This is a genomic window from Shinella zoogloeoides (assembly GCF_033705735.1).
GTDB classification, from domain to species: Bacteria; Pseudomonadota; Alphaproteobacteria; order Rhizobiales; family Rhizobiaceae; genus Shinella; species Shinella zoogloeoides_A.
Window position 1 is genome coordinate 2050099 of sequence record NZ_CP131130.1, and the last position, 24337, is coordinate 2074435.

Annotated in this window: 24 protein-coding genes; 11 read left to right on the forward strand and 13 right to left on the reverse strand. The window is 65.1% G+C overall.

Annotated elements, in window-relative coordinates:
- Positions 1–18: 18 nt before the first annotated feature.
- The 3 genes from ShzoTeo12_RS10360 (at position 19) to ShzoTeo12_RS10370 (ending at position 2597) form a co-directional block, all read left to right on the forward strand.
- On the forward strand, positions 19–792 hold the full coding sequence (locus ShzoTeo12_RS10360) for a hypothetical protein (RefSeq protein ID WP_318912440.1): 774 nt from the start codon (positions 19–21) through the stop codon (positions 790–792).
- Positions 793–917: 125 nt separating this feature from the next.
- A complete protein-coding gene (locus ShzoTeo12_RS10365; RefSeq protein ID WP_119257023.1) occupies positions 918–1850 on the forward strand; it encodes a ribose-phosphate pyrophosphokinase in 933 nt (310 codons plus the stop codon).
- A 150-nt stretch (positions 1851–2000) separates the two neighbouring features.
- Complete coding sequence (locus ShzoTeo12_RS10370) at positions 2001–2597, forward strand: Kazal-type serine protease inhibitor (protein WP_318912441.1); 597 nt, start codon at positions 2001–2003, stop codon at positions 2595–2597.
- A 57-nt stretch (positions 2598–2654) separates the two neighbouring features.
- On the opposite strand, the gene ShzoTeo12_RS10375 is transcribed toward ShzoTeo12_RS10370, so the two are convergent.
- From ShzoTeo12_RS10375 to ShzoTeo12_RS10385, 3 genes are all read right to left on the reverse strand, one after another.
- Positions 2655–3041: a DUF779 domain-containing protein gene (locus ShzoTeo12_RS10375; protein WP_318909608.1), complete on the reverse strand. Its 387-nt coding sequence runs from the start codon at positions 3039–3041 to the stop codon at positions 2655–2657.
- A 125-nt stretch (positions 3042–3166) separates the two neighbouring features.
- The gene (adh, locus tag ShzoTeo12_RS10380; protein ID WP_318909610.1) at positions 3167–4675 is read right to left on the reverse strand and encodes an aldehyde dehydrogenase; all 1509 of its coding nucleotides are present in this window, start codon (positions 4673–4675) and stop codon (positions 3167–3169) included.
- A 150-nt stretch (positions 4676–4825) separates the two neighbouring features.
- Complete coding sequence (locus ShzoTeo12_RS10385) at positions 4826–5785, reverse strand: helix-turn-helix domain-containing protein (protein ID WP_318909612.1); 960 nt, start codon at positions 5783–5785, stop codon at positions 4826–4828.
- A 603-nt stretch (positions 5786–6388) separates the two neighbouring features.
- On the opposite strand from ShzoTeo12_RS10385, the gene ShzoTeo12_RS10390 reads away from it, so the two are divergent.
- A complete protein-coding gene (locus ShzoTeo12_RS10390) occupies positions 6389–7573 on the forward strand; it encodes a benzoate/H(+) symporter BenE family transporter (protein WP_318909613.1) in 1185 nt (394 codons plus the stop codon).
- A 2-nt stretch (positions 7574–7575) separates the two neighbouring features.
- On the opposite strand, the gene ShzoTeo12_RS10395 is transcribed toward ShzoTeo12_RS10390, so the two are convergent.
- Complete coding sequence (locus ShzoTeo12_RS10395) at positions 7576–9033, reverse strand: hypothetical protein (protein ID WP_318909615.1); 1458 nt, start codon at positions 9031–9033, stop codon at positions 7576–7578.
- 238 nt (positions 9034–9271) lie between these two features.
- Between ShzoTeo12_RS10395 and ShzoTeo12_RS10400 the strand changes: the two genes are divergently transcribed.
- The 4 genes from ShzoTeo12_RS10400 (at position 9272) to pth (ending at position 14049) form a co-directional block, all read left to right on the forward strand.
- Positions 9272–9880 carry a 50S ribosomal protein L25/general stress protein Ctc gene (locus ShzoTeo12_RS10400; protein WP_119257016.1) on the forward strand — a complete coding sequence of 203 codons (609 nt, stop codon included), beginning with the start codon at positions 9272–9274 and terminating at the stop codon, positions 9878–9880.
- Between the two features lie 223 nt (positions 9881–10103).
- Complete coding sequence (locus tag ShzoTeo12_RS10405; RefSeq protein ID WP_413251093.1) at positions 10104–12494, forward strand: EAL domain-containing protein; 2391 nt, start codon at positions 10104–10106, stop codon at positions 12492–12494.
- 17 nt (positions 12495–12511) lie between these two features.
- A complete protein-coding gene (locus ShzoTeo12_RS10410; protein ID WP_162911395.1) occupies positions 12512–13261 on the forward strand; it encodes a substrate-binding periplasmic protein in 750 nt (249 codons plus the stop codon).
- Between the two features lie 71 nt (positions 13262–13332).
- Complete coding sequence (gene pth, locus ShzoTeo12_RS10415) at positions 13333–14049, forward strand: aminoacyl-tRNA hydrolase (RefSeq protein ID WP_318909619.1); 717 nt, start codon at positions 13333–13335, stop codon at positions 14047–14049.
- Between the two features lie 27 nt (positions 14050–14076).
- Here pth and clpS read toward each other — a convergent pair whose 3' ends face one another.
- The gene (clpS, locus tag ShzoTeo12_RS10420; RefSeq protein WP_119257014.1) at positions 14077–14388 is read right to left on the reverse strand and encodes an ATP-dependent Clp protease adapter ClpS; all 312 of its coding nucleotides are present in this window, start codon (positions 14386–14388) and stop codon (positions 14077–14079) included.
- A gap of 158 nt (positions 14389–14546) precedes the next feature.
- On the opposite strand from clpS, the gene ychF reads away from it, so the two are divergent.
- Positions 14547–15650: a redox-regulated ATPase YchF gene (gene ychF / locus ShzoTeo12_RS10425; RefSeq protein WP_119257013.1), complete on the forward strand. Its 1104-nt coding sequence runs from the start codon at positions 14547–14549 to the stop codon at positions 15648–15650.
- A 37-nt stretch (positions 15651–15687) separates the two neighbouring features.
- Here the strand turns inward: ychF and ShzoTeo12_RS10430 are convergent, their stop codons facing one another.
- On the reverse strand, positions 15688–16806 hold the full coding sequence (locus ShzoTeo12_RS10430) for a hypothetical protein (RefSeq protein ID WP_318909620.1): 1119 nt from the start codon (positions 16804–16806) through the stop codon (positions 15688–15690).
- 153 nt (positions 16807–16959) lie between these two features.
- Between ShzoTeo12_RS10430 and ShzoTeo12_RS10435 the strand changes: the two genes are divergently transcribed.
- Both ShzoTeo12_RS10435 and ShzoTeo12_RS10440 read left to right on the forward strand, forming a co-directional pair.
- On the forward strand, positions 16960–17430 hold the full coding sequence (locus ShzoTeo12_RS10435; protein ID WP_318909621.1) for a MaoC family dehydratase: 471 nt from the start codon (positions 16960–16962) through the stop codon (positions 17428–17430).
- Positions 17417–17884, forward strand: coding sequence for a MaoC family dehydratase (locus ShzoTeo12_RS10440; RefSeq protein ID WP_318909622.1), 468 nt, complete (start codon positions 17417–17419; stop codon positions 17882–17884). The genes ShzoTeo12_RS10435 and ShzoTeo12_RS10440 overlap by 14 nt, the downstream gene beginning before the upstream one ends.
- A 205-nt stretch (positions 17885–18089) precedes the next feature.
- Here ShzoTeo12_RS10440 and ShzoTeo12_RS10445 read toward each other — a convergent pair whose 3' ends face one another.
- The 7 genes from ShzoTeo12_RS10445 to ShzoTeo12_RS10475 all read right to left on the reverse strand — a co-directional run bounded on the left by ShzoTeo12_RS10445 (position 18090) and on the right by ShzoTeo12_RS10475 (position 24287).
- Entirely contained in the window at positions 18090–18632 is a 543-nt protein-coding gene (locus ShzoTeo12_RS10445) for an adenine phosphoribosyltransferase (protein ID WP_318909624.1), read from the reverse strand.
- Between the two features lie 109 nt (positions 18633–18741).
- On the reverse strand, positions 18742–19623 hold the full coding sequence (locus ShzoTeo12_RS10450) for a cytochrome c1 (RefSeq protein WP_119257008.1): 882 nt from the start codon (positions 19621–19623) through the stop codon (positions 18742–18744).
- A gap of 26 nt (positions 19624–19649) precedes the next feature.
- Complete coding sequence (locus tag ShzoTeo12_RS10455; RefSeq protein ID WP_119257007.1) at positions 19650–20918, reverse strand: cytochrome b; 1269 nt, start codon at positions 20916–20918, stop codon at positions 19650–19652.
- A gap of 14 nt (positions 20919–20932) precedes the next feature.
- Positions 20933–21511: a ubiquinol-cytochrome c reductase iron-sulfur subunit gene (gene petA, locus ShzoTeo12_RS10460; protein WP_119257006.1), complete on the reverse strand. Its 579-nt coding sequence runs from the start codon at positions 21509–21511 to the stop codon at positions 20933–20935.
- 263 nt (positions 21512–21774) lie between these two features.
- A complete protein-coding gene (locus tag ShzoTeo12_RS10465) occupies positions 21775–23643 on the reverse strand; it encodes an ABC transporter ATP-binding protein (RefSeq protein WP_318909627.1) in 1869 nt (622 codons plus the stop codon).
- 63 nt (positions 23644–23706) lie between these two features.
- Entirely contained in the window at positions 23707–24018 is a 312-nt protein-coding gene (locus ShzoTeo12_RS10470; protein WP_318909629.1) for a type II toxin-antitoxin system RelE/ParE family toxin, read from the reverse strand.
- A complete protein-coding gene (locus tag ShzoTeo12_RS10475; protein WP_318909630.1) occupies positions 24015–24287 on the reverse strand; it encodes a type II toxin-antitoxin system ParD family antitoxin in 273 nt (90 codons plus the stop codon). The genes ShzoTeo12_RS10470 and ShzoTeo12_RS10475 overlap by 4 nt, the downstream gene beginning before the upstream one ends.
- Positions 24288–24337: the final 50 nt, after the last annotated feature.

Consider the following 24337-nt stretch of genomic DNA (forward strand, 5'->3'; position numbering starts at 1 on the left):
AGGACACGAACGATGACAATGCACGAGCTGACGAAGCGGCTGGCACTGATCGGTCTCATTGCCACCCTTGCCGGCTGCAACAGCACCGATGCGCTCATTCCGCGCGTCGATGTCGGCAGCAACTTCAATTCACCGCCGGTGACGCAGAACGATCTCGACCAGATGAGCGCCGAGTCGAGGCCCGTCACCACCATACCGGTCGCGACCGCCACGCAGCAGACCGCCTTCACCTCGCCCTCCGGCATCGGCGGCTCGACCGGCGAGGACACCGCCGGCACCCTGCAGGGCCAGGCCGATGCGCTCGCCCGCAACCAGGGCGGCCGCCGCGGGCCGGCGGACGAGGATTTCGCCCGCAACTCGCTCGCCGCCGAAACGTCGGGCGGCACGGAAGAGGTCGCGGCCCTGCCCCCCGCCGCGTCCGCGGCCGGCGCGACGATCCGCTTCCTGCCGATCATCGGCGCGCCTGTCGAGGCCGTCACGCCGCTCTCCAAGCGCCTCGGCGCCGAAGCGCGCTCGAGCGGCCTGACGATCCGCAGCGCTTCGGACAACTCCACCGAATATATCCTCAAGGGCTATTTCTCGGCGATGAACGACAGCGGCAAGACCACGGTCGTCTATGTCTGGGACGTGCTCGACGGCGGCGGCTCGCGGCTGCACCGCATCCAAGGCCAGGAGAGCGTGCCGGGCACCGCCGCCGATCCCTGGACCGTCGTGCCTGCGCGCACGATGGAGGACATTGCCCGCAAGACGATCCGGGACTATCTCGAATGGCGTGGTTCGCTGCGGGGTTAAGCCGTCCGAAAGGGTAAATCACAGCCAAATGCGAAGAATCGCTTTCCTGAGGGGGCAAGGCCCTTGCATTCACGGATTTTGCCGCTTAAACGCCCCCCATCAGCATAATAACAGGCGGACCATAGATGAAGGTTTTCGCGGGCAATTCGAACCGGCTTCTGGCCGAAGCGATCTGCAATTATCTGAATGTTCCGCTCGGCCGTGCCACGGTTCGGCGCTTCGCAGACCAGGAAATCTTCGTTGAAATCCAGGAGAATGTGCGCGGCGAGGACGTTTTCGTCGTGCAGTCGACGTCGTTCCCGACGAACGACCATCTGATGGAAATGCTCATCATGATCGATGCGATGCGCCGCTCCTCGGCGCGCCGCATCACGGCCGTGATCCCCTATTTCGGCTATGCCCGCCAGGACCGCAAGCCCGGCCCGCGCACGCCGATCTCCGCCAAGCTGGTCGCCAACCTCATCACCGAGGCCGGCGCCGACCGCGTGCTGACGCTCGACCTGCATGCCGGCCAGATCCAGGGCTTCTTCGACATTCCGACCGACAACCTCTACGCCGTGCCGATCCTGGCGCGCGACGTGAAGCAGAACTATGACCTGAAGAACGTCATGGTCGTCTCGCCGGACGTCGGCGGCGTGGTGCGCGCCCGCGCGCTCGCCAAGCGCCTCGACTGTCTGCTGGCCATCGTCGACAAGCGCCGCGACCGTCCGGGCGAATCCGAGGTCATGAACGTCATCGGCGACGTCGCGGGCAAGGATTGCCTGCTGATCGACGACATCGTCGATTCGGGCGGCACGCTCTGCAACGCGGCCGAGGCGCTCTTGAAGAACGGCGCCACCAGCGTCACCGCCTATATCACCCATGGCGTGCTTTCGGGCGGCGCCGTGGCGCGCGTCACCTCTTCCAAGCTCAAGGAACTGGTGATCACCGACACGATCCAGCCGACCACGGCCGTCCAGTCCGCGCACAATATCCGCGTGATCTCGACCGCCAACCTGCTCGGCGAGGCGATCAACCGCACCAGCGCCGAAGAGTCCGTTTCCAGCCTCTTCGACTAACCCGCCACGACCCTTTCGAAAGGCCCGCGCACCTCTGGTTGCGCGGGCCTTTTCTTTTGGCAACCATCCCCTGTTTTTTACGTTCGCCCCGATACCGGATGCTTCACTTTTGCGTTACGGTTCGGCGAGATTCACCTGGAGGACTCCATGATGACGCCTTTCCTGTCCCGGCTGGCCGGACGCATTGCCATCCTTCTTGCCGCCGGCACGCTTGTCGCCTGCTCTGTCGACGTCGATGAAGGCGGCGGTCGTCCCCGTCCTCGCCCGCAGGCCTGCACCATGGAATACATGCCGGTGTGCGGCGCGCGCGGCGGCGACCTCCAGACCTTCGCCAATACCTGCGAGGCACGATCGAGCGGCTACCGCGTCGTCAGCCGTGGCGAGTGCCGCCGTGGCGGTCGTCCCGAGCCGCGCCCTGACGAAGGTCGCGCCTGCACGCGCGAATATGCGCCGGTCTGCGGCGCGAACGGCCGCGACCGCCAGACCTTCGCCAATGCCTGCGAAGCGCGCCGCAGCGGCTATGACGTGATCGGCCGCGGCGAATGCCAGGGCCGCAATCCGGGCGGCAACGGCAGCGACTGGGGCAACGGCCGCGATCGCGACCGTGACAACCAGCGCGTCTGCACCATGGAATACCGGCCGGTCTGCGCGCAGCGCGGCCGCGACCGCAAGACGTTCGGCAATTCATGCTCGGCCGATGCCGCCGGCTACCGCGTCGTCAGCCCGGGCGAATGCTCGGCCTACTGATCGCGCCATTGCTTAGGAATAAGGCCCCGCTGTTCCGGCAGCGGGGTTTTTCTTTGCTCAGCGTTCCGGCAACGGACAGGCTTCCCCGCCACCGAAGAGGCGCGAGCGGGTGAGGAAGCGCTTCTCCCGCCCGTTGTCGAGCGAGAACATGCCGCCCCGCCCCGGCACCACGTCGATGATAAGCTGCGTGTGCTTCCACACGTCGAACTGGCTTTCGCTGATATAGACCGGCACGCCGCCGATCTCGCCGAGCTTCACGTCCCGGTCGCCGACAATGTAGTCGTCCGCCGGATAGCACATGGGCGAGGAGCCGTCGCAGCAGCCGCCCGACTGGTGGAACAGGATGTCCGGATAGTCCTCCCGGATCTCGCGGATGAGCGCGAGCGCGGCATCGGTCGCCACCACGCGCGGTTCGTTCAGGGCTTCGGGCAGGGCTTCGGGCATCGCGGCCTCCTCCTGTGCTTTTCCCTCCCCCCGCGAGCGGGGAGAGGGACAGGGCTGGACATGGCGGACAGGTCCCGCCCTTCGGGTGGCCTTCTCCGGTAGGGGCGGAGAAGGATAGCGGCCGCTCAGAAGAAGCCGAGCGCCTTGGGAGAGTAGCTGACCAGCATGTTCTTGGTCTGCTGGTAGTGGTCGAGCATCATCTTGTGGTTCTCGCGCCCGACGCCGGACTGCTTGTAGCCGCCGAAGGCCGCGTGGGCCGGATAGGCGTGGTAGCAATTGGTCCAGACGCGGCCGGCCTGGATGTCGCGGCCGAAATGGTAGCAGCGGTTCGCATCGCGGCTCCACACGCCCGCGCCGAGGCCGTAGAGCGTGTCGTTGGCGATGGCGAGCGCCTCGGCATCGTCCTTGAAGGTCGTGACCGAGACGACCGGCCCGAAGATCTCCTCCTGGAAAATGCGCATCTTGTTATGGCCGCGGAAGACGGTCGGCTTGACGTAGTAGCCGCTGGAGAGTTCGCCGCCGAGATCGTTGCGCCCGCCGCCGGTCAGCACTTCCGCGCCTTCCTGCCGGCCGATGTCGATATAGGAGAGGATCTTCTCGAGCTGCTCGGAGGAGGCCTGCGCGCCGATCATCGTCGCCGTGTCGAGCGGGTTGCCCTGCACGATCTTCTCGACGCGCTTGATCGCTTTTTCCATGAAGCGGTCGTAGATCTTCTCGTGCACCAGCGCGCGGCTCGGGCATGTGCAGACCTCGCCCTGGTTCAGCGCGAACATGGCGAAACCTTCCAGCGCCTTGTCGAGATAGTCGTCGTCTTCGCGCATGACGTCTTCGAAGAAGATGTTCGGCGACTTGCCGCCGAGCTCCAGCGTCACCGGAATGAGGTTCTGGCTGGCATATTGCATGATGAGGCGGCCGGTCGTCGTCTCGCCAGTGAAGGCGATCTTGGCGATGCGCGGATTGGAGGCGAGCGGCTTGCCGGCTTCCAGGCCGAAACCGTTGACGATGTTGAGCACGCCCGGCGGCAGCAGGTCGCCGATAAGCTCGGCCCAGATGAGGATCGAGGACGGCGTCTGCTCGGCGGGCTTCAGCACCACGCAATTGCCGGCGGCAAGCGCGGGCGCCAGCTTCCAGGTGGCCATCAGGATCGGGAAGTTCCACGGGATGATCTGGCCGACGACGCCGAGCGGCTCGTGGAAGTGATAGGCGACGGTCTCATGGTCGATCTCGCTGATGCCGCCTTCCTGCGCGCGCACGCAGGCCGCGAAATAGCGGAAATGGTCGATGGCGAGCGGAATGTCGGCGGCCAGCGTCTCGCGCAGCGGCTTGCCGTTGTCCCAGGTCTCGGCGCGGGCGAGGAGTTCGAGATTGTCCTCCATGCGCTGGGCGATCTTCATCAGGATGTTGGAGCGCTCGGTGGTCGAGGTGCGGCCCCACTTGTCCTTGGCGGCATGGGCGGCGTCGAGGGCGAGCTCGATATCGGCGGCGTCCGAGCGCGCGATCTCGCAGAGCTTGCCGCCGGTGATGGGCGTGGTGTTGTCGAAGTAGCGGCCCGCGACCGGCTCCCGCCACTCGCCGCCGATGAAGTTGCCGTATTTCGCCTTGTACGGGTTTTCGACGATCTTCTGGTGCAGCATGTCAATTCCTCCCTTGAAAGGCCCGGATGGGCCGTCGGAAGAATGGTGCTGCGCTTCGGCCCGGCGCGGTAGGGGCCGGCCGGTGATGGCGGGCGCGACTGTTTCAGATTTGAGACAGGCCCGGCGGGCCTACTGTGCTGCGCCGCAGCATCAGTTGATCGAGAGCTTCTTCATCTTGCGGTACAGCGTTGCGCGGCTGATGCCGAGCAGGTCCGCCGCCTGGCTGACATTGCCGCCAGCGCGCGTCAGCACGCGCCGGAGCGCGGCGCGTTCGGCATCGTCGAGGTCCCGCCCCTCCTCCGCCCGGTCCTCGTGCAGGAGATCGGAGGCGGCGATGCCGGTCGCGATGCGCCGGTCGTCGAGGCCGAGCACCTGCCGGGCGGCGCGGGTGGCGCCGAGCACGAGGTCGTCGCGGTCGACGGCCAGCAACGCCGGCGCCATGCGCCCTTCGACGGGCACGAGCAGGATGCGCGCGGCGGAGAAGGCGCGGCGGAAGAGGCCCGCCTCGATGCGCGCCGCGGCATCCCGCACGGCCTGCGAGAGGATCGACATGGTCATCTCGTTGGCATCGTCGCGGCAGGTGGAGATGTCGATGGCGGCGGCGATGCGGCCGTTATGGTCGCGAATCGGCGCGGTCGTGCAGGAAAGGCCGGTGTTCTGCGACAGGAAATGCTGGTCGCGCAGGATCAGCACCGCCCGCTCGTCGGCAAGCGCCGTGCCGATGCCGTTGGTGCCGACGCTCGCCTCGCTCCAGACCGTGCCGGACCAGAGGCCGACGCCTCGGAAATCGCGGTCGTCGCCCGCCGCCCCGCGCCGTTCGAGCGCAATGCCGTTCTCATCGGTGAGCAAGAGGCAGCAGCCGGCCTTGCCGACCGTCGCGAAGAGCCGGTCGATCTCGCCCCGCGCCTCCTCGATCAGCGCGCTGGAACGGATGCGCGCCTGCCGGAACTCGGCCTCGGTCAGCCGCCAGGGCGTGCGCGCCTCCTCCGGGGCGAGGCCGTGCAGCATCAGGCACCGCCGCCACGAGGCCGCCACCGGCGAACTCGCCGCGGCCGAGGCATGGGCCGCAACGGTGTGCACATGATCTGCGTGATCGAAACGCACAGACATCCGCTCTCCTCCCGAAAGCATCCGACCGATCATCGCGCCAGAATATAACGCCCGACGACTATAGCCCCGCTTTGCACAGATGGTCCAGTCGGACGAAGGTTCAAGGGCGGAGCACCGGAGGGAGGCCGCACGGCCCCTCATCCGGCCGCGCCGGCCACCTTCTCCTCGTCTGCGGGGTGAAGGGATATGCCGCGATGGTTTCCTCAAACAAGGATCGTGCGTGGGGGCACTCCCATCTCTACAAACGGGGGGCTAGCGCATATGGGATTCGACGTTGCCGCCCTTCCCTTCTCCCCTCGGGGAGAAGGTGGCCCGAAGGGTTGGATGAGGGGGCGCGGCACCGGAAAACTTTTCGTTTTGCCTGCGGCATGCCCCTCATCCGCCTGCCGGCACCTTCTCCCCGCAAGCGGGGCGAAGGGAATATGCCGTGCCGGTTTCCCCAACCAATGACCATACGTGGGGCACGTCCCCTCTCCCCGCTTGCGGGGAGAGGGTTAGGGTGAGGGGCAACCCACCCGCGCGACGGTCCCCACGAACAACCCTGTTCCCAAGCCCCGCCTCGCCTGTTACCAGTGCATTTCCCTTTCCGGTATCGATCCTGCCATGCTTCGTGATTTTTCCGCCCAAGCCCTGTTCATGGGTCTGCTCACCGCCTTCGTCGGTTTCGCCAGTTCCTTCGCCGTCGTGCTGCACGGCCTCACCGGCGTCGGCGCCACGGAGGCGCAGGCCGCCTCGGGGCTGATGGCGCTGTCCGTGTCGATGGGCATCTGCGCCATCGTGCTCAGCGTCGCAACGCGCCTGCCCGTCTCGATCGCCTGGTCGACGCCGGGCGCGGCGCTGCTGGCCAGTTCCGGCGCGGTCGAGGGCGGCTTCTCGACGGCGGTCGGCGGGTTCCTCGTCTGCGCGGCACTGATCGTCGTCGCGGGCCTGTGGAAGCCGCTCGGCCGCATGGTCGCCGCCATTCCCGCGACGCTCGCCAACGCCATGCTGGCCGGCGTGCTGATCGGCCTCTGCTTCGCGCCGGTCAAGGCTATCGCCTTCAACCCGCTGCTCGGCCTGCCGATCGCGCTCGCCTGGATCGTCGTCGGCAGCGTCAACCGCCTCTATGCGGTGCCCGCCGCGCTCGCCGCCTTCGTCGCGGTCCTCGCCTTCGGCATCGACATCCCCGACGGCGCCTTCGCCGGCCTCGCCGATGCGCTGCTGCCGAAACCCGAATTCGTGACGCCGGCCTTCACGGTCGCCGGGCTCGTCGGCATCGCCCTGCCGCTCTTCATCGTCACCATGGCCTCGCAGAACATTCCCGGCATCGCCGTGCTGAAGGTCAACGACTACGAGCCCAATCCCGGCCCGCTCTTCGCCGTCACCGGCTTCTTCTCGCTGCTTTCGGCCCCCTTCGGCGGCCATGCGGTCAACCTCGCCGCCATAACCGCCGCCATGTGCGCCGGCTCGGACGCCCATCCCGACCCGGCGAAACGTTACTGGGCGGCCATCAATGCCGGTGTCTTCTACGTGATCTTCGGCCTTGCCGCGGGCGCGGTCACCGCCTTCGTCAGCCTCGCCCCGCCGATCCTCATCCAGGCCGTCGCCGGCCTTGCGCTGATCAGCGCCTTCGCCGGCTCCGCGCTCAACGCCTTCCGCGAGACGGAGGGGCGGGAAGCGGCGGCGGTGACCTTCCTCGTCACCGCCTCGGGCGTTTCCTTCGCCGGCGTTTCCGGCGCCTTCTGGGGCCTGATCGCGGGTGGCCTGATGCTGGCGCTCTCCCGCTTCGTGGCGAGCCTTCGGAAATAATCCTACTGCTGGAACGGCAGCGGACGGCCGTTGATCAGCACCTTGCCGTCCTCCCCGACCGTGAGGTCCCAGGCCTGCGCGCCGTTGCCGGCATCGCGGGCAAGGCCCTTCATCATCAGGAGCCCGAAGGACGCCTGGGCGAATTCCGGCACGGCGCCGGCGTTCTTTTGGAGATAGGTGACGGTCTTGTCGAAGTCGCGCATGGTGATCGTCACGTCGGCGCTGTGGCGCTCCTTGTCGTCGGGATAGACCGTCATCTTGCCGGTGAGGTGCACGTCATAGATTGGCGAGGCGGCCGAGACGTCCTCGAATTCGAGGGTCATGGCCCCGCCGGGAAGCACGATGCGGCCGATCTCCTTTTCCTCCTCGTCGGTCAGCAGCTTCGGCTTGGTGAAATCCGCATGGTCGGCGAGATATTTGACGGCGCCGGCAAGGTCGAGATCCGCGACCGCCATCCTGAAGGTCGCCCGCTCCGGCAGGAGGCCCTCATAGGCGGCCGGCAGCAGGCCAGCCGGCGGCTTCGGCTTCTCGACGCCGAAACCGAAGCCGAAGCGGGTCGAATGGGCGATGCCGTTCATCGCGACATTGTAGTCGACCGCCTCCGCGCCGAAGGTGCCCTTGTCCGTACCCACCGTGACATTGGAGGCCCTGATCGTCTCCGTGAGATTGTCGAAGACCGGCAGCGCCGCGCGCAGCAACTCCTTGAGACGCGCCGCCTCCGACGCCTCCAGCCGCTGCTTGTGCAAGTTGTCGAGCACGAGGAAGACGAGGTCCTGCATCACCTTGTAGCGCGCGCCGTCCATGCTGACATCGATGTCGAGCTTGTCCGCGCCGATCTCCACCCGGCCCGACTGGTCGCTGGTGATCGTCTCGGCGAAGGCCTTCATCACGCCGGTCGAGGAAATGTCGAGCGTGCTCGCGTCCTTCTTCTCGGCGGAAACGTGCATCGCCGTCTCGCCGAAGCTCGCCGTCACGCTGTCCTTGGGCGAGGTACTGGAGAAAGCGATCTTCCGGGTGACCCAGTCGGCGGAGGTGAAATAGAGGATCTCCGGGTCGTAGACGCCGTCGAGCTTCATCGAATCGATGACATAGGAGAACGAGTTGCGGCCCTCGGGAAGGTCGACGTCGCCCTTGATGTCGAAGCTGTCATTCGCCTCGATGCGATAGGTGCCGTCCGCCGAAGGCCGCAGATAGGCCGTCATCGGCTTCAGGCCCTCGAGCTTGACCATGCCGCTTTTGGTCTTGTCGAGCAGGACCTTCGGGTCGAAGCGCAGCTCGTAGAAGGAGGTCGCCGCCTTGACGGTGATCAGACCCGCGTCGATCATGTCCTGCGGCAGGTAGCGCGTGAGGCGCTGCTGGATGCTTTCGGCCTCGGAAGGCGAAATCTCCTGGGCAAGAGCGGGACTTGCAGATACGAGTGCAAGTGCGGCCGAAGCCATCAGGATCTGTTTTCTCATCATGGCCTCCTGCGCCGAACCGATTTGGCCGAACATCCAATCGCTGCGCCGCGATGTCAACCGCGGCAAGGATCGGGGGCGGGCCTTGCATTTCCGGGCATTCTCGGCTATCGAGCCCGCGTCCGCGTAGACACCCTTGGAGGCAACGCGGATGAGGCTTTCACGAAATCCTCAAGTTTTGCGCGGCCGGAGACGCTTCCGGCCGGGGAAAACTCTCCAGTAACATACGAAAGGTAAAGCCATGAGCCACGACACTTACGAGCTCAAGGCCGAAACGCGCGAACGGGTTGGTAAGGGGTCCTCCCGTGAACTTCGCCGCAACGGCCTTATTCCTGCAGTTATCTACGGCGACAAGCAGGCCCCCCTCGCTATCGCCATCTCGACCAAGGAAGTGACCCAGCGCATCCACGCCGGCGGCTTCAAGACGACGGTCGCCACGATCGACGTCAACGGCGAGAAGATCAAGGTTCTGCCGAAGGACTTCCAGCTGGATCCGGTCCGCGACTTCACGATGCATGTCGACTTCCTGCGCGTTTCGGGCGACACCCACGTTGTCGTCGAAGTGCCGGTTCACTTCGTCAACGAAGAGAAGTCCCCGGGCATCAAGGCCGGCGGCGTCCTGAACGTCGTTCGCCACGCTGTCGAGCTGCACGCCCTTGCCGGCAACATCCCGGACTCCATCACGGCCGACCTGACCGGCCTGAAGGTCGGCGACGGCATCCACATCTCCCACGTCAAGCTGCCGAAGGGCACCAGCCCGGTCATCACCGACCGCGACTTCACGATCGCCACGATCGCTGTCCCGGCTGCCGGCGTGAAGGAAGAAGAAGCCGCAGCTTCGGAAGAATAATCCCCCTTCAAAGGGATTTTCTCGAAACCCCGTGCCCCCGGCACGGGGTTTTTCTTTGCCCGCAGGACGTGTGCAGTCGCCGGAAAGGTTCAATTTTCAGCACTTTTCCGGATCGATATTTCAGCAACATTTAAGACTTTGATGAAAGTCTGTTCCGCGAAAAAACGAAGACCAAGAGGGGCATCATGGGTTGGCTTCGGACAGGCGCGGGGAGACGACCGGCATGAAAATGCATTCGGTCGAAAGCCGCTTCATTGCCATCGTCATCGGTGCCCTGCTCGTCTTCGTCGCACCGCTCTTCGTCCTGTTCCTCGTCCTCTCCTCCGACCGCGTCGCGCGCGAGCGCCTGCAGAACACCGACGTCCTCCTCAAGAGCAGCGTCCAGGCGCTCGGCAAGCCGCTCTGGGACCTCGACCGGGAAAGCATCGACCAGATCGTCGGCGACCTCGAGGCCGAGGCCGATATCGGCTATGTGCGCGTGCGCGACACGTCCGGCACGATCGACGTCAGCGTGCCCGCCGTCGCGCCCGATGCGGATGAGACACGCGCCGTGGTCGTGACGGATATCACGCACAAGGCCATGGACGGTCCCAAGAAGGTCGGCACCGCGGAGATCTGGCTTCGCAAGGAAGGCCCCTTCTCGCGCTTCTCGACGGACGAGATGACGATCTTCGCCATCTTCTTCTTCGCCGTGGCGACGCTCTTCACGGCGGCCATCATCGGCAACCGCATCACGATCATCCGGCCGCTGATGCGCCTGACCGCCGCGATCGAGGCGACGCGCCGCCTCGGCTCCCGCCACCATGTCGACTGGACCTCGAACGACGAGATGGGTGCCCTCGCCCATAACTTCAACGAGATGCAGAGCAGGCTGGAGCGCGAGGAGACGGAGCTGAAGCACGCCCATGCCCGCGCCACCGACATCTACAACCTCACCCCCGCCATGCTCTTCTCCATCGACGGGCAGAACCGCATCACCGCCGTCAGCGATTACTGGCTGACGGCGACCGGCTATCGCCGCGAGCAGGTGATCGGCCAGGAATTCACCGCCTTCGTCGATGCCGACTGGCGCGATGTCTACCGCGCCCGCCGCGAACAGGGATCGGAGGACGGCATCTGCGAGGTCACGGTGCGCTTCCGCCGCGCCGACGACAGCGTGATGGACGTGCTGATCCTGGAGACGGGCGTGACGGCGGAGAGCGGCCGCCAGCCTTTGTCGCTGTCGGTCATGACGGATGTCACCGATCTCAAGGAAGCGGAGAACCGCAACCACCGCCAGGCGATCACCGACCACCTGACCGGCCTTCTCAACCGGCAGGGCTTCGAATCCGTGCTGGACGACATGATCGAGGAGGCCGACACGCGCGGCCAGCCGCTCGCCTGCCTCTTCGTCGACCTCGACCGCTTCAAGTGGATCAACGACAATCTCGGCCATGCCGCCGGCGACGACGTGCTCTGCCAGGTCGCCATGCTGCTGCGCCGCCAGTTGCGCGCCGGCGATGTGATCGCCCGCCTCGGCGGCGACGAGTTCGCGATCCTGCTCTCGGCCCGCAACGGCCACCAGTTCGCCCTCGACGTCAGCGAGCGGCTGGTCGCAAGCCTTCGCGCGCCGCTCATTGTCAACGGCGCGGAACTGACGGTCAGCGCCAGCATCGGCGTCGCCGTCTATCCCGACCAGGCATCCACCGCCGCCTGCCTGCTGCAGAAGTCGGACATGGCCATGTATGCCCGCAAGCGCAGCGGCAAGAACGGCGTGCAGCTCTTCGACAACAACATGGTCGACATTGCCCGCAAGCGGCTGGAAATCGAGAAGTTCATCGAGCAAGGTCTGCGGGACGACTGGTTCACCGCCCATCTCCAGCCGATCGTTTGCCTCTCCGACGGACGCGTCGCCGGCTTCGAGGCGCTGATGCGCCTCCAGCATCCCGAGCGCGGCCTGCTGCCGCCGGCCGAGATCATCGGCATCGCCGAGGAGAACGGCTCGATCGGCCAGATCGGCGACTGCATCCTGGCGAAGTCCATCCGCAGCCTCTCGATCATCTCGAAGCTGGAGGGCCTTGCCGACAGCTATCTCGCGGTGAATTTCTCGCCGCTGCAGTTCGAGCCCGACCTGCCCGCCCGCCTCGCCCATCTCCTCCTGGAAAACGGCATCACGCCGTCGCGCATCGTGGTGGAAATCACCGAAGCGGTGCTGATGCTCGACAATCCGATCGTGCGAGAAGTGCTCGACGCCCTTTCCCAACTCGGCTGCCGCATCGCGCTCGACGATTTCGGCACGGGCTATTCCTCGCTGAGCTACCTCAACCGCTTTCCGGTCGATATCGTCAAGATCGACCAGTCCTTCACCCGTTCGCTCTCTTCCGATCAGCCGGACGTGCGCCGCAAGAGCCGCATGCTGGTCGAGGGCATCCGCACGATCTCGCACCAGATGGGCTGCGCCGTCGTGGCGGAAGGCATCGAGACGGCGGAGCAATGGGACATTCTCCAGGCCATGGATGTCGAGTTCGGCCAGGGCTACCTGATGAGCCGCCCCCTGCCGCTGGACGTCCTCCTGGAGAAGCTGGACGAAATCAGGGCAGCCGGCGCGGTCGAGCGCCGGGCCATGGCCTCCTGACGAACGGGGATGGGACGATGAAGACGCTGCTCCTGACGCTTTGCCTTTCGCTCACCCCGCTCTCGACCGCGCTTGCCGAAACGCTCCATTTCGTCACCGAGGAATATCCGCCCTTCAACTATTCGCAAGACGGCAGGATCACCGGCATCGGCGTCGAGCAGGTCGACGCGATCACGAAGGCGGCGGGGATCGACTATACGCTCGAGATCATGCCCTGGGCCCGCGCCTTCGCCATGGCGAAGAGCCAGCCGATGCATTGCGTCTTCACGACGGGCTACACCCGCGAGCGCTCCGGCCAGTTCGTCTGGGTCAATCCGCTCCTGAAGGACCAGATGGTGCTGCTGAAGCGCAAGGACGGCAGCAAGGGGCCGGCCACCATGCAGGAAGCGCTCGGCATGAAGATCGGCTCGCAGCGTGGCGACTTCGCCGTGGAGGTGATGGAGGATCTCGGCGTCAAGGACATCGACCTCGCCGCCGATATCGACCTTTCCGTCCGCAAGCTCCTGTCGGGCCGCATCGACCTCCTGCCTACCTCCATCAAGACCTACGAGAACCTCGTGAACCAGGGCCAGCCCGTCGAGAAAGCCATGCTTCTCGCAGGCAAGACCTATGGCATCGCCTGCCAGAAGGATACGCCGCCCGCGCTGATCGCCCGCCTGCAGGCGGAGCTGGACAAGCTGATCCTCAGCGGCGGGCAGGACCGCATCTTCACCGCCTACGGCCTGCCGCCGAACGCCCGCACCGCCGACAACGGCGACAAGAAATGACCGCGGGCGGTTGACTTCCAGCCGCTTTCGCGGTGGTGAAGACCGATCACGTTCTTTTGGCGGACCATTCCATGCAGATCATCGCCGGGCTCGGCAATCCGGGCGCAAAATATGCGGGCAACCGCCACAATATCGGTTTCATGGCGCTCGACGCCATCCACCGCAAGAACCCGTTCTCGCCCTGGTCGAAGAAGTTCAAGGCGGAGATTTCCGAGGGCGAGCTTGCCGGCGAGAAAGTGCTGCTCGTCAAGCCGCAGACCTTCATGAACCTTTCCGGCGAATCCGTCGGTGAGGCCATGCGCTTCTACAAGCTGGCGCCGAAGGACATCGTGGCGATCTACGACGAGCTGGACCTTGCCCCCGGCAAGGCGCGCATCAAGGTCGGCGGCGGCCATGGCGGGCACAACGGCATCAAGTCGCTCGACGCCCATTGCGGCAAGGACTATCGGCGCCTGCGCCTCGGCATCGGCCATCCCGGCACCAAGGAACTCGTCACCAACCACGTTCTCGGCGATTTCGCCAAGGCTGACCATGCCTGGCTCGATCCGCTGCTCGATGAACTGGGCATCAATGCCGCCATGCTGGTGCGCGGCGAGGATTCGCAGCTGATGAACAAGCTGGCGCTCGCCACCGGCAGCAAGCCGGAGGAGAAGGAGGCGCCGGCAAAGAAATCCGGCGGCCAGTCCCATATCCGCCAGGCCCGCAACCACGCCCAGCCGAAAATCCTGCCCACCAGCGGCCCGATGGCCGACATGCTGAAGAAGCTCTTCGGCAACAAGGGCGACTAGGGACGGGATAGGAGGGGTCCTGGAGACCTATTCCTCCGGCTCCGTCTGGAAGAGCAGCGGAAAGCCGGCATCCTTGGCAAGCTCCGTCGCTTCCTTCGCCTTCGTCTCGGCGATGTCGCGCGCGCAGACGACCACGACGGACGTGCCCATCTTGTGCGCCGTCATCATGACGCGGTAGCTCGTCGTCTCGGGCATGCGGAAGATGGCCTTCAGCACGAGCACGACGAAGTCGCGCGGCGTATAGTCGTCGTTGACCAGGATGACCTTGTAGAGCCTCGGCCGTTCCAGCTTTGGCTTCGTGACGGTTTTCGGCTTGAGGACGGTGTCACCATTGCTCATCGGAAGCTCCTCGTAACATTGGCTTCGAGCGGTGTGCGACCATTGTGCACCGCAGGGCCGGCGACTTCAAGGGCCCGCGGGCGCGAGGCCCTTGACCCTGCCCCGTCCTTCCCCCATAGCGGTGGCAACGAATTACTTGAGACGAACGGACCATCTCCATGGGCTTCAAATGCGGTATCGTCGGCCTGCCGAATGTCGGCAAGTCGACCCTCTTCAACGCGCTGACCAAGACGGCGGCCGCCCAGGCGGCGAACTATCCCTTCTGCACCATCGAGCCGAACACCGGCGAAGTGGCGGTCCCCGATCCGCGCATGAAGGCGCTCGCCACCGTCGCGGGTTCCAAGGAGATCATCCCGACGCGCATCTCCTTCGTCGACATCGCCGGCCTCGTGCGTGGCGCCTCGAAGGGCGAAGGCCTCGGCAACAAGTTCCTCGCCAATATCCGTGAAGTCGACGCTGTCGTGCATGTGCTGCGCTGCTTCGAGGACACCGACATCACCCATGTCGAAGGCCGCATCAACCCCGTCGCCGATGCCGAGACCATCGAGACCGAGCTGATGCTCGCCGACCTCGAAAGCCTGGAGCGCCGCGTCGAGCAGACCCGCAAGCGCGCCACCGGCAAGGACAAGGAATCCATCGCGCAGCTTCCGGTCATGGAAGCCGTGATCAAGCTGCTCAACGAGGGCAAGCCGGCCCGCCTTCTCCTGAAGACGCTGGCGCCGGAAGAGATCGAGGTCCTGAAGAGCCTTAACCTCCTGACGTCGCACCCGGTCCTCTATGTCTGCAACGTCGCCGAGGCGGACGCCGCGACCGGCAACGCCCATACCGAGGCCGTCGCCGCGATGGCGAAGGAACAGGGTGCCGAATGCGTCATCATCTCGGCCGCCATCGAATCCGAGGTCGCCCAGCTTCCGGAAGAGGAAGCCAGCGAGTTCCTCTCCGCCCTCGGCCTCGAGGAAGCCGGCCTCGACCGCCTCATCCGCGCCGGCTATCACCTGCTCGACCTCATCACCTATTTCACGGTCGGCCCCAAGGAAACCCGCGCCTGGACCATCGTGCGCGGCACCAAGGCCCCGCAGGCGGCCGGCGTCATCCACACCGATTTCGAACGCGGCTTCATCCGCGCCTTCACCATCGCCTATGACGACTACATCGCCTTCAAGGGCGAAGTGGGCGCCAAGGAAGCCGGCAAGGGCCGCGACGAAGGCAAGGAATACGTGGTGCAGGACGGCGACGTCATCCACTTCCGCTTCAACACGTAAGGCGCTTCGGCTCCTTTGAGACCACAGCTGCCGTCCCTCACCGCAGGGGCGGCAGCCTTTCCCTGAGCGGGATCGGCAGCGGCGCCATCGCCCAGCGCCGGAAATGCGGCCAGCCGATGCCGATGGTCAGCACGACGAGGCCGACGATCAGCAGCGTCAGGAAGACATAGCTCTGCGGCGGCGCCTCCATATGCTTGAAAAGGCTCGCCGTCGCGAGCCCCAGCGACAGGAGGCCCGAGGTGACGAAGGCCCGCCGGTCGATGACGAGCCCGATCCCCATCAGCACCACGACGACGGCGACGACGGCCAGCGCTTCCGGCAGTCCCTTGCTGCCGCTGAACAGCGTATTGTTGGCAAGATCGCCGAGGAACACGAAGGCGAGCGTCGAATAGAGCAGCGCGGGCGCCGTGACGAGATGCAGCCAGAAGGCGATGTCGGATCGGCGCGAAACGCGGAAGCGGTCCGACAGGTCATAGGACATCGCCACCGCATAGAGCGAGAGCGCGGCGGCAAGGAAGATGGCCGCGGAGATCATGGGACGGTCCGCGATGAAGTCGGCGCTGCCGGCAAGGCGCGTCAGCGCGAGGAAGACGGCCCCGAGCGCGACGGCCGCGAGCGACAGGAACCAGAGGCTCAGCGACAGCGGAATGCGGTAACGCCAGTAGAATGGCGGCAGCAGGACGGCAAGGGGCAGCACGACAAGCAGGAAGCGCAGATACGGATCCGCCTGCCCGTCGAGATACGCGTCATAGGCCAGCATCACCGCCACGAAGATGCAATAGACATAAAGGACGGTGAGCAGAACCGCCGGCAGGGCAAGCCGCTGCCGCTTCACCAGGATTTCCGCCAGGATGACGATGACCGGCAGCGCGGCAAGGACGGAGCCGATGCCCAGCACGCCCGCCATGACGATGGCGACGCCGATGGTAATCAGCACGTCATGGAAGCCGCGGACGAAGCGCGGCGCCTCCGTGTCCTCGACCGGCGCGATGGCGCGCGCCTCGGCCCGGCCGGCGATATCGACCGCGTCCGCCTCCGGTGGCTCGCGCAGGAAAACGCCGCGTGCCTCCATATAGGGCAGCAGCGCGCCGGCCTGCCCGGCGCTGATGATGCCCTCTCCCGCCGCGCCGTCGAGCACGGATTTCAAGCTCTGCATGTGTCGTCGTCTCCTCGTGCCGCCTGCGCGCGCATTAGAGTTTGTCAGTTTCATTCTGAACCTGGCAAACTCTAGCGACGCCCCGCCGGCTGGCAAGCCCTTGCAAAACAACGCCGCGCTCGCCATTGTTCGCCCGCAACAGGACGACCGGACGTGGCCAATTATACATTCGAAGACTTTCCCCCGGGCCGCCGCTTCGATTTTACGAAGCGGACGCTGACGTCGGACGAGATCATCGCCTTCGCATGCGAGTTCGATCCGCAGCCGATGCACATGGACGAGGAAGCCGGCCGCGCCAGCATCCTCGGCGGGCTCGCCGCCTCGGGCTGGCACACCAGCGCGATCATGATGCGCATGCTCTTCGACGCCTATCTCGACGGCTCCACCTCGGAAGGCTCGCCCGGCGTCGACAGCATGGAATGGAAACGCCCGGTGCTTGCCGGCGACACGCTCGACGGCCATTGCGAGGTGCTGGAGGCCCGCGTCTCGCGCTCGCGCCCGGAGCTCGGCATCGTGCGCATGCGCGCCGAGGTGACGAATCAGCGCGGCGAGATCGTCGCGGTCTGCGACTATATCAACATGCTGCGTCTTGCCGGAAAGGATGCCGACCATGCGCATGGCTGAGCTCTATCCGACGGGCGAGGCCGTCGAGGTCGGAAGCCTCGCCTTCACCGCCGAGGACATCGTGCGCTTCGCGCGGGATTTCGATCCGCAGCCCTTCCACCTCGATCCGGAACTGGCGAGGAATGCCCTCTTCGGCGGGCTCTGTGCCTCCGGCTGGCACACCAGCGCCGGCTGGATGAAATGCTTCGTGTCGTTCTGGGCGGACGAATGCAGGCGCCTTGCCGCCGAAGGCATCGCGCCGCCGAAACTCGGCCCCTCCCCGGGCTTCACCGGGCTCGCCTGGCTGAAGCCGGTCTTCGCCGGCGACACGATCACCTATTCGGTGACGCTCCTCGGCTCCCGCGCGGTCACCTCGCGGACAGACCGGCTCTTGAACACGATCCTTTGCGCCGGCCGGAACCAGAACGGCGAGCCGGTCATCCGCTTCGAGAGCACGGTACTGGAATTCGTCTGACGGCGGGGCCGGTCTTTTCCGGCGTGCCGCCCGGGTTGCCCCTCACCCTTTCCCCGCAGGCGTGGGACGCGCCCCACGCGACGTAAGAGTTCAGGGAAAACGGCACGGCATATCAACTTCTCCCCGCTTGCGGGGAGAAGGTGGCCGGCAGGCCGGATGAGGGGCCGAACACCCCAAACCAATCGAGAAATTCAGACCAACACGCTCAATGCCCGTCGAACGCCACCAGCGTGCGCACCTCGACGCCGAGCGCCTCCAGCTTCCTGCGGCCGCCGATGTCCGGCAGGTCGATGACGAAACAGGCGGCGACGATATCGGCCCCCATCTGGCGCAGAAGCTTGACGGCGGCCTCCGCCGTGCCGCCGGTGGCGATCAGGTCGTCGACGAGGATCACCTTCTCGCCGGGGGTGATGGCGTCCTTGTGCATCTCCATCTCGTCCACACCGTATTCCAGGCTGTAGGCCACGCGCACGGTCTCGTGCGGCAGCTTGCCCTTCTTGCGGATCGGCACGAAGCCGGTCGACAGCTGGTGCGCCATGGCGCCGCCGAGGATGAAGCCGCGCGCCTCGATGCCCGCGACCTTGGCGATGCCGATGCCGGCATAGGGATGCACCAGTTCGTCCACCGCGCGGCGGAAGGCGCGCGGATTGCCGAGCAGCGTGGTGATGTCGCGGAACATGACGCCCGGCTTCGGATAATCCGGGATGTTGCGGATCGCTGCGACGAGTTCTTGCTCAAGACTGGACATGGGATTTCCCGACTGCGGAGGGCTTCGCCCGGTTATTGCAGGTGCATGCGCACCCCACAACAAAAAAGGCGGCCCGAAGGCCGCCTTTTCGACAGAGCGGAAAGACCGCTCAGTGTTCCTTGTTCGCGTAGACCGACTTCTTCGTCAGGTAGATCAGGCCGGTGAAGATCACCAGGAAGACCATGACCATGAAGCCGGTGCGCTTGCGCTCTTCCAGGTGCGGCTCGGCGGCCCACATCAGGAAGGAAGCGACGTCGCGGGCATACTGGTCGACCGTCTGCGGCGAGCCGTCGTCATAGGTGACCTGGTCGTCGGAGATCGGCTTTGCCATCGCAAGCGCGGCGGCCCCGGCGAAATACGGGTTGTAGTGCGTGCCTTCCGCGAGTTCGATATTCGCCGGCTTCTCTTCGTCGTAACCGGTCAGCAGCGAGTAGATATAGTCCGGCCCGCCTTCCTGATACTGGGTGAAGATGTCGAAGACGAACTGCGGGAAGCCGCGGGTGATGCCGCGTGCCTTGGCGAGCAGCGACATGTCCGGCGGAGCCGCGCCATTGTTCGAGGCGGCAGCCGCCTCGTGGTTGGCGTAGGGCGACGGGAAGTGGTCGGACGGGATGGCCTTGCGGGTGAACATCTCACCGTCCGCGTTCGGGCCGTCCTGCACTTCGTAGTTCGCCGCGAAGGCCTTCACCTGCGCCTCGGAGTAGCCAAGGCCTTCCAGCGTGCGGAAGGACACCAGGCTCATCGAGTGACAGGCCGAGCAGACTTCGGTGTAGACCTTCAGGCCGCGCTGCAGCTGGCCCTTGTCATACTTGCCGAAGGGACCGGCGAAGGTCCAGCTCTGCTGCTTCGGGTGGTGGATCGGGTAATGCGGCGTGGCGTGTTCCGCTTCCGCACCGCCGGCAGCCGCGTGGTCTTCCTGCGCCGTGGCGAGGGAGACGCCGAGGCCGGCGACGAGGGCGAGCGACAGAATGCCTGCAACAAGCTTTTTCATTGTCATGGTTCCTTTCGTCGCTCGTCTCAGGCCTTGGCCAGCTTTGCGTTCTTCTTTTCCAGAACCGCTTCCGTGATCGAATTCGGAATGCGCTTCGGGGTTTCGATCAGGCCGAGGAGCGGCATGAGGACGATGAAGAAGCCGAAGTAGTAGAGCGTGCCGAGCTGGGAAAGGACGACGTAGATGCCTTCAGCGGGCTGTGCGCCGAGCCAGCCGAGCATGATGGCGTTCGCCACGAAGATCCAGAAGAACAGCTTGTACCACGGGCGGTAGACGGCGGAGCGAACCTTGGAGGTGTCGAGCCACGGCAGGAAGAACAGCACGATGATCGCGCCGAACATCACGAGGACGCCGCCGAGCTTGGAGTCGATCGGGCCGACATTGAAGGTGATGGCACGCAGCATCGCGTAGAACGGCAGGTAGTACCATTCCGGAACGATGTGGGCCGGGGTCTTCAGCGGATCCGCCGGAATGTAGTTGTCCGGGTGGCCGAGATAGTTCGGCATGTAGAAGATGAACCAGGCGAAGACGATCAGGAAGACCGAGACGCCGAGGGCGTCCTTCAGCGTCGCGTAGGGCGTGAAGGCGACCGTGTCGGTCTTGGACTTCACCTCGACGCCGGTCGGGTTCGTCTGGCCGGTGACGTGCAGCGCCCAGACGTGCAGGACGACGACGCCGGCGATCATGAACGGCAGCAGGTAGTGCAGCGAGAAGAAGCGGTTCAGCGTCGGGTTGTCGACCGCGAAGCCGCCGAGCAGGAACTGCTGGATCCACTCGCCGACCCACGGGAAGGCCGAGAAGAAGCCGGTGATGACCGTGGCGCCCCAGAAGGACATCTGGCCCCAGGGCAGAACGTAGCCCATGAAGCCGGTGGCCATCATGAGCAGGTAGATCACCACGCCGAGGATCCAGAGGATTTCGCGCGGCGCCTTGTAGGAGCCGTAGTAGAGGCCGCGGGCGATATGCAGATAGACCGCGATGAAGAAGAAGGATGCGCCGTTGGCGTGCATGTAGCGCAGCAGCCAGCCGTGGTTCACGTCGCGCATGATCTTCTCGACCGAGTTGAACGCGACGGTCGTTTCGGCGGCATAGTGCATGGCCAGAACGATGCCGGTCAGGATCTGCACGATCAGCATCACCGACAGCATGGCGCCGAAGGTGTAGGCATAGTTCAGGTTGCGCGGAACCGGATAGGAAACGAAGCTGTCATGGATCATGCGCGGCAGAGGCAGGCGCGAATCGACCCATTTTTCGATGCCAGTCGTCGGCTGGTAGGTTGAATGTTCAGCACTCATTATCAGTAGTCCCCTCAACCGATCTTGATGACTGTGTCGGAAATGAACGAGAAGGTCGGCACGGCGAGGTTCTGCGGCGCCGGACCCTTACGGATACGACCGGCAGTGTCATAGTGCGAACCGTGGCAGGGACAGAACCATCCGCCGAAGTCGCCGGCCTGGCCAAGCGGAATACAGCCGAGGTGCGTGCACACGCCGACCATGATGATCCAGTTTTCCCGGCTTTCCCCGGCCGAGCGGTCGAGGTCGGTCGCCTGCGCGTCGGCCGCGATGTTGGCATTGCGGGCAACCGGGTCCTTGAGGTCGGCAAGCGCGACGGCCTTGGCTTCCTCGACTTCCTTGTCCGTGCGGTTGCGGATGAAGACGGGCTTGCCGCGCCACTTGACGGTCAGCGACATGCCGGGCGTCAGGCTGGAGACGTCGACTTCGATGGCGCCGAGCGCCAGCGTCGATGCATCCGGGCGCATCTGGTCGATGAACGGCCAGGCAACCGCCACGCCGCCCACGACGCCCGCCATGCCGGTGGCCAGGTAAAGGAAGTCGCGGCGAGTGGGCTCGCCCAGGGATTCGCTTGTTGTCTCGTGTTCGCTCACGGCTAAACCATCCTCTCACGCAATGTCTGCGGAAACCGCAACGCCCCTTTGGAAACCGGCAAGATCCGGACACAATACGGCCATAGATTCCCCGTCAATCCGGCGCGTTCTATGCTTGATCGCAAATTATGTCCAGCCTTGGCAAGAGGAGGTGGGCACATTGTCGCGGGAAAAACGGGGCATCTTGACAAGCCGCAGGCATCGCCTTGAACCTCCAGCGCTTCCGGCTTGAAAAAGCGAGGGAAAAACGACGCTTGGCGTCGCTATTGCGCCGCCGCCTCGTGGCCGAGGAAACCGCCCGACTGGCGCGACCAGAGATCCGCATAGAGCCCGCCCCGCGCCACCAGCTCGCCATGCGCGCCCTCCTCCACGATGCGGCCGTGGTCGAGCACGATCAGCCGGTCGAGCGCGGCGATGGTGGAGAGGCGATGGGCGATGGCGAGCACCGTCTTGCCGCGCATCAGCCGCTCCAGGTTCGACTGGATGGCTGCCTCCACCTCCGAATCGAGCGCCGACGTCGCCTCGTCGAGCACGAGGATCGGCGCGTCCTTCAGCATGACGCGGGCGATGGCGATGCGCTGGCGCTGGCCGCCGGAGAGCTTGACGCCGCGCTCGCCGACATGGGCGTCGTAGCCCCTGCGGCCGCGCTGGTCCTCGAGCGCGAGGATGAAATCATGCGCCTCGGCCTTGCGCGCCGCCTCGATCATCTCCGCCTCGCTGGCATCCGGGTTGCCGAAGAGGATGTTGTCGCGGATCGAGCGGTGAAGCAGCGCCGTGTCCTGGCTGACCATGCCGATATTGGCGCGCAGGCTCTCCTGCGTGACGGCGGCGATGTCCTCGCCCCCGACGAGGATGCGCCCACCTTCAAGGTCGTAGAAGCGTAGCAGCAGATTGACGAGGGTCGACTTGCCCGCCCCCGACCGCCCGACGATGCCGACCTTCTCGCCCGGCCGGATCGACAGCGAGAGATCGTCGATGACGCCCGAGGGGCGGCCGTAGTGGAAACGGACGTTCTCGAAGCGGATCTCCGGCCGCGCGACCGTCAGCGTGGCCGCGTCCGGCCGGTCGACCAGGCCGATCGGCTGGGAGATGAGGTCGGCCGAATTCTGGATCGTGCCGATATTGCGCATGATGCTGTTGAGCTGCGTCATCAGGCGGTTGAGCAGGAAATTGAGCCGCAGCACCAGCGCCATGGTGAAGGCGACGGCGCCCGAGCTGATGATGCCGCCGAGCCAGAGATGGATGCACAGCACCGCCATGCCGGCGATCATCAGCCCGGAAAGGAAGGCGAGCGAGGCGCGCAGCGACGTCAGGAGCCGCGTGAAGGCGAGGATCGTTCCCTGGAACGTATCGAAGCCGCTGCGCATGTAGCGGTCGTTCGCCTCGTCGCGGCCGAAGAGCTTCAGGGTCTGGATATTGGAATAGGCATCGACCATGCGCCCGCTGATCATCGAGGCGGCCTCGGCCGAAAGGCGTGAATGCTCGCGGATGCGCGGCACGAAATAGCGCGCCAGAACCGCGAAGACCGCCAGCCAGACGAAGAGGACCGCTGCCAGCCTGAGGTCGAGCTGGCCGAGCAGCACGAGCGTCGAGGCCGTGTAGATCGTCACGAACCAGATGCTCTCCATGAAGGAGGTGATGACATCGCCCGTCGCCTGCCCCGCCGACCAGACCTTGGTGACGATACGCCCGGAAAAATCGTTCTGGAAGAAGGAGAGCGACTGGCGCGCGACATGCACATAGGACTGCCAGCGCACCAGATTGTAGAAGCCGGGGGTAATGACCTGCTGGTCGACGAGCGCCGTCAGGAAGGCGACGACGAAGCGCACGACGCCGATAAGCCCGAGCATCAGCAACAGCTCCGTCCCATGCGCGGCAAGAAGCCCGTCCCACCCCTCGCCCGGCTTCACCGTCGCCAGCATGTCGACGAGCCGCCCGACGAACCAGAACGTCGCCGCCTCGATCCCCGCCGTGATGCCGCCCAGCACCAGAAGCGCCGCGAACGGCGCCTTGGCCTGGCGCACATAGAACCAGACGAAGGCAAAGAGCCCCTGCGGCGGCCGCAGGTCATCCCGCCGCGCGAAGGGCTGTATCCAGTTCTCGAAGAAGGAGAAAAGCGGCCGGAAGATCATGCCCCCGATATAGGCCGTTTTGCACGGCGGGCAAATTAAAGATCGGCAAGGTGGGCGAAGGGACTATACCTCCAGAATACCCTTGATGTCCCGACACCCGTGAAGGACGCGCACGATGACAAGTTCGTCGTCCGTTACAAGATAATAGAGCTTTATCTCATCGAATCCGCCGATGGACCATGTCCTCAAGCCAAGCAGCCGGCGGTTCTTCATTGGCCGCGGCGACCCCGCATGCGGCGTGTTTGAGACATGATCGATCGCCATGCGCACGGCCGCGAGGAAGCGGTCGGCCACCGGATCCAGTCCAAGATCGATGAAATACCCGATCTGCTTGAGGATATCGGCACGGGCGGACGGGAGGACGGTCGTTTTCAACGTACACCGCTTTTACGGGGGCGTGCTGCAAGAAGCTGAGCCGCCTCGGACTTCAGGTCCGACCAGAAGGCAGCATCGGGCACGTTTCCCTTGCCGGAAGCCAGCCCTTCCAGCAAGAGGACCTCGAGCCGCGCTTCGTTCTCTTTTTCCTGGGCATCGCGCAAGAGACTGCGGAAATATTCGCTGACATTGCCGTATCCCTTCGCTTCAATCTGGCTTTCGACGAAGGATTTCAAGGTGTCAGGCAGGGAAATGGTGATCGTCGCCATTGGAATGCTCCTTTGCCGGCAAGATAGCATTCCTAAGCGCACATACCAAT

Coding starts and splice junctions, on each gene's coding strand:
- ShzoTeo12_RS10360 (WP_318912440.1), top strand. CDS start 19: ATGCACGAGCTGACGAAGCGGCTGGCACTGATCGGTCTCATTGCCACC.
- ShzoTeo12_RS10365 (WP_119257023.1), top strand. CDS start 918: ATGAAGGTTTTCGCGGGCAATTCGAACCGGCTTCTGGCCGAAGCGATC.
- ShzoTeo12_RS10370 (WP_318912441.1), top strand. CDS start 2,001: ATGACGCCTTTCCTGTCCCGGCTGGCCGGACGCATTGCCATCCTTCTT.
- ShzoTeo12_RS10375 (WP_318909608.1), bottom strand. CDS start 3,041: ATGCCCGAAGCCCTGCCCGAAGCCCTGAACGAACCGCGCGTGGTGGCG.
- adh (WP_318909610.1), bottom strand. CDS start 4,675: ATGCTGCACCAGAAGATCGTCGAAAACCCGTACAAGGCGAAATACGGC.
- ShzoTeo12_RS10385 (WP_318909612.1), bottom strand. CDS start 5,785: ATGTCTGTGCGTTTCGATCACGCAGATCATGTGCACACCGTTGCGGCC.
- ShzoTeo12_RS10390 (WP_318909613.1), top strand. CDS start 6,389: ATGCTTCGTGATTTTTCCGCCCAAGCCCTGTTCATGGGTCTGCTCACC.
- ShzoTeo12_RS10395 (WP_318909615.1), bottom strand. CDS start 9,033: ATGATGAGAAAACAGATCCTGATGGCTTCGGCCGCACTTGCACTCGTA.
- ShzoTeo12_RS10400 (WP_119257016.1), top strand. CDS start 9,272: ATGAGCCACGACACTTACGAGCTCAAGGCCGAAACGCGCGAACGGGTT.
- ShzoTeo12_RS10405 (WP_413251093.1), top strand. CDS start 10,104: ATGAAAATGCATTCGGTCGAAAGCCGCTTCATTGCCATCGTCATCGGT.
- ShzoTeo12_RS10410 (WP_162911395.1), top strand. CDS start 12,512: ATGAAGACGCTGCTCCTGACGCTTTGCCTTTCGCTCACCCCGCTCTCG.
- pth (WP_318909619.1), top strand. CDS start 13,333: ATGCAGATCATCGCCGGGCTCGGCAATCCGGGCGCAAAATATGCGGGC.
- clpS (WP_119257014.1), bottom strand. CDS start 14,388: ATGAGCAATGGTGACACCGTCCTCAAGCCGAAAACCGTCACGAAGCCA.
- ychF (WP_119257013.1), top strand. CDS start 14,547: ATGGGCTTCAAATGCGGTATCGTCGGCCTGCCGAATGTCGGCAAGTCG.
- ShzoTeo12_RS10430 (WP_318909620.1), bottom strand. CDS start 16,806: ATGCAGAGCTTGAAATCCGTGCTCGACGGCGCGGCGGGAGAGGGCATC.
- ShzoTeo12_RS10440 (WP_318909622.1), top strand. CDS start 17,417: ATGCGCATGGCTGAGCTCTATCCGACGGGCGAGGCCGTCGAGGTCGGA.
- ShzoTeo12_RS10445 (WP_318909624.1), bottom strand. CDS start 18,632: ATGTCCAGTCTTGAGCAAGAACTCGTCGCAGCGATCCGCAACATCCCG.
- ShzoTeo12_RS10450 (WP_119257008.1), bottom strand. CDS start 19,623: ATGAAAAAGCTTGTTGCAGGCATTCTGTCGCTCGCCCTCGTCGCCGGC.
- ShzoTeo12_RS10455 (WP_119257007.1), bottom strand. CDS start 20,918: ATGAGTGCTGAACATTCAACCTACCAGCCGACGACTGGCATCGAAAAA.
- ShzoTeo12_RS10465 (WP_318909627.1), bottom strand. CDS start 23,643: ATGATCTTCCGGCCGCTTTTCTCCTTCTTCGAGAACTGGATACAGCCC.
- ShzoTeo12_RS10475 (WP_318909630.1), bottom strand. CDS start 24,287: ATGGCGACGATCACCATTTCCCTGCCTGACACCTTGAAATCCTTCGTC.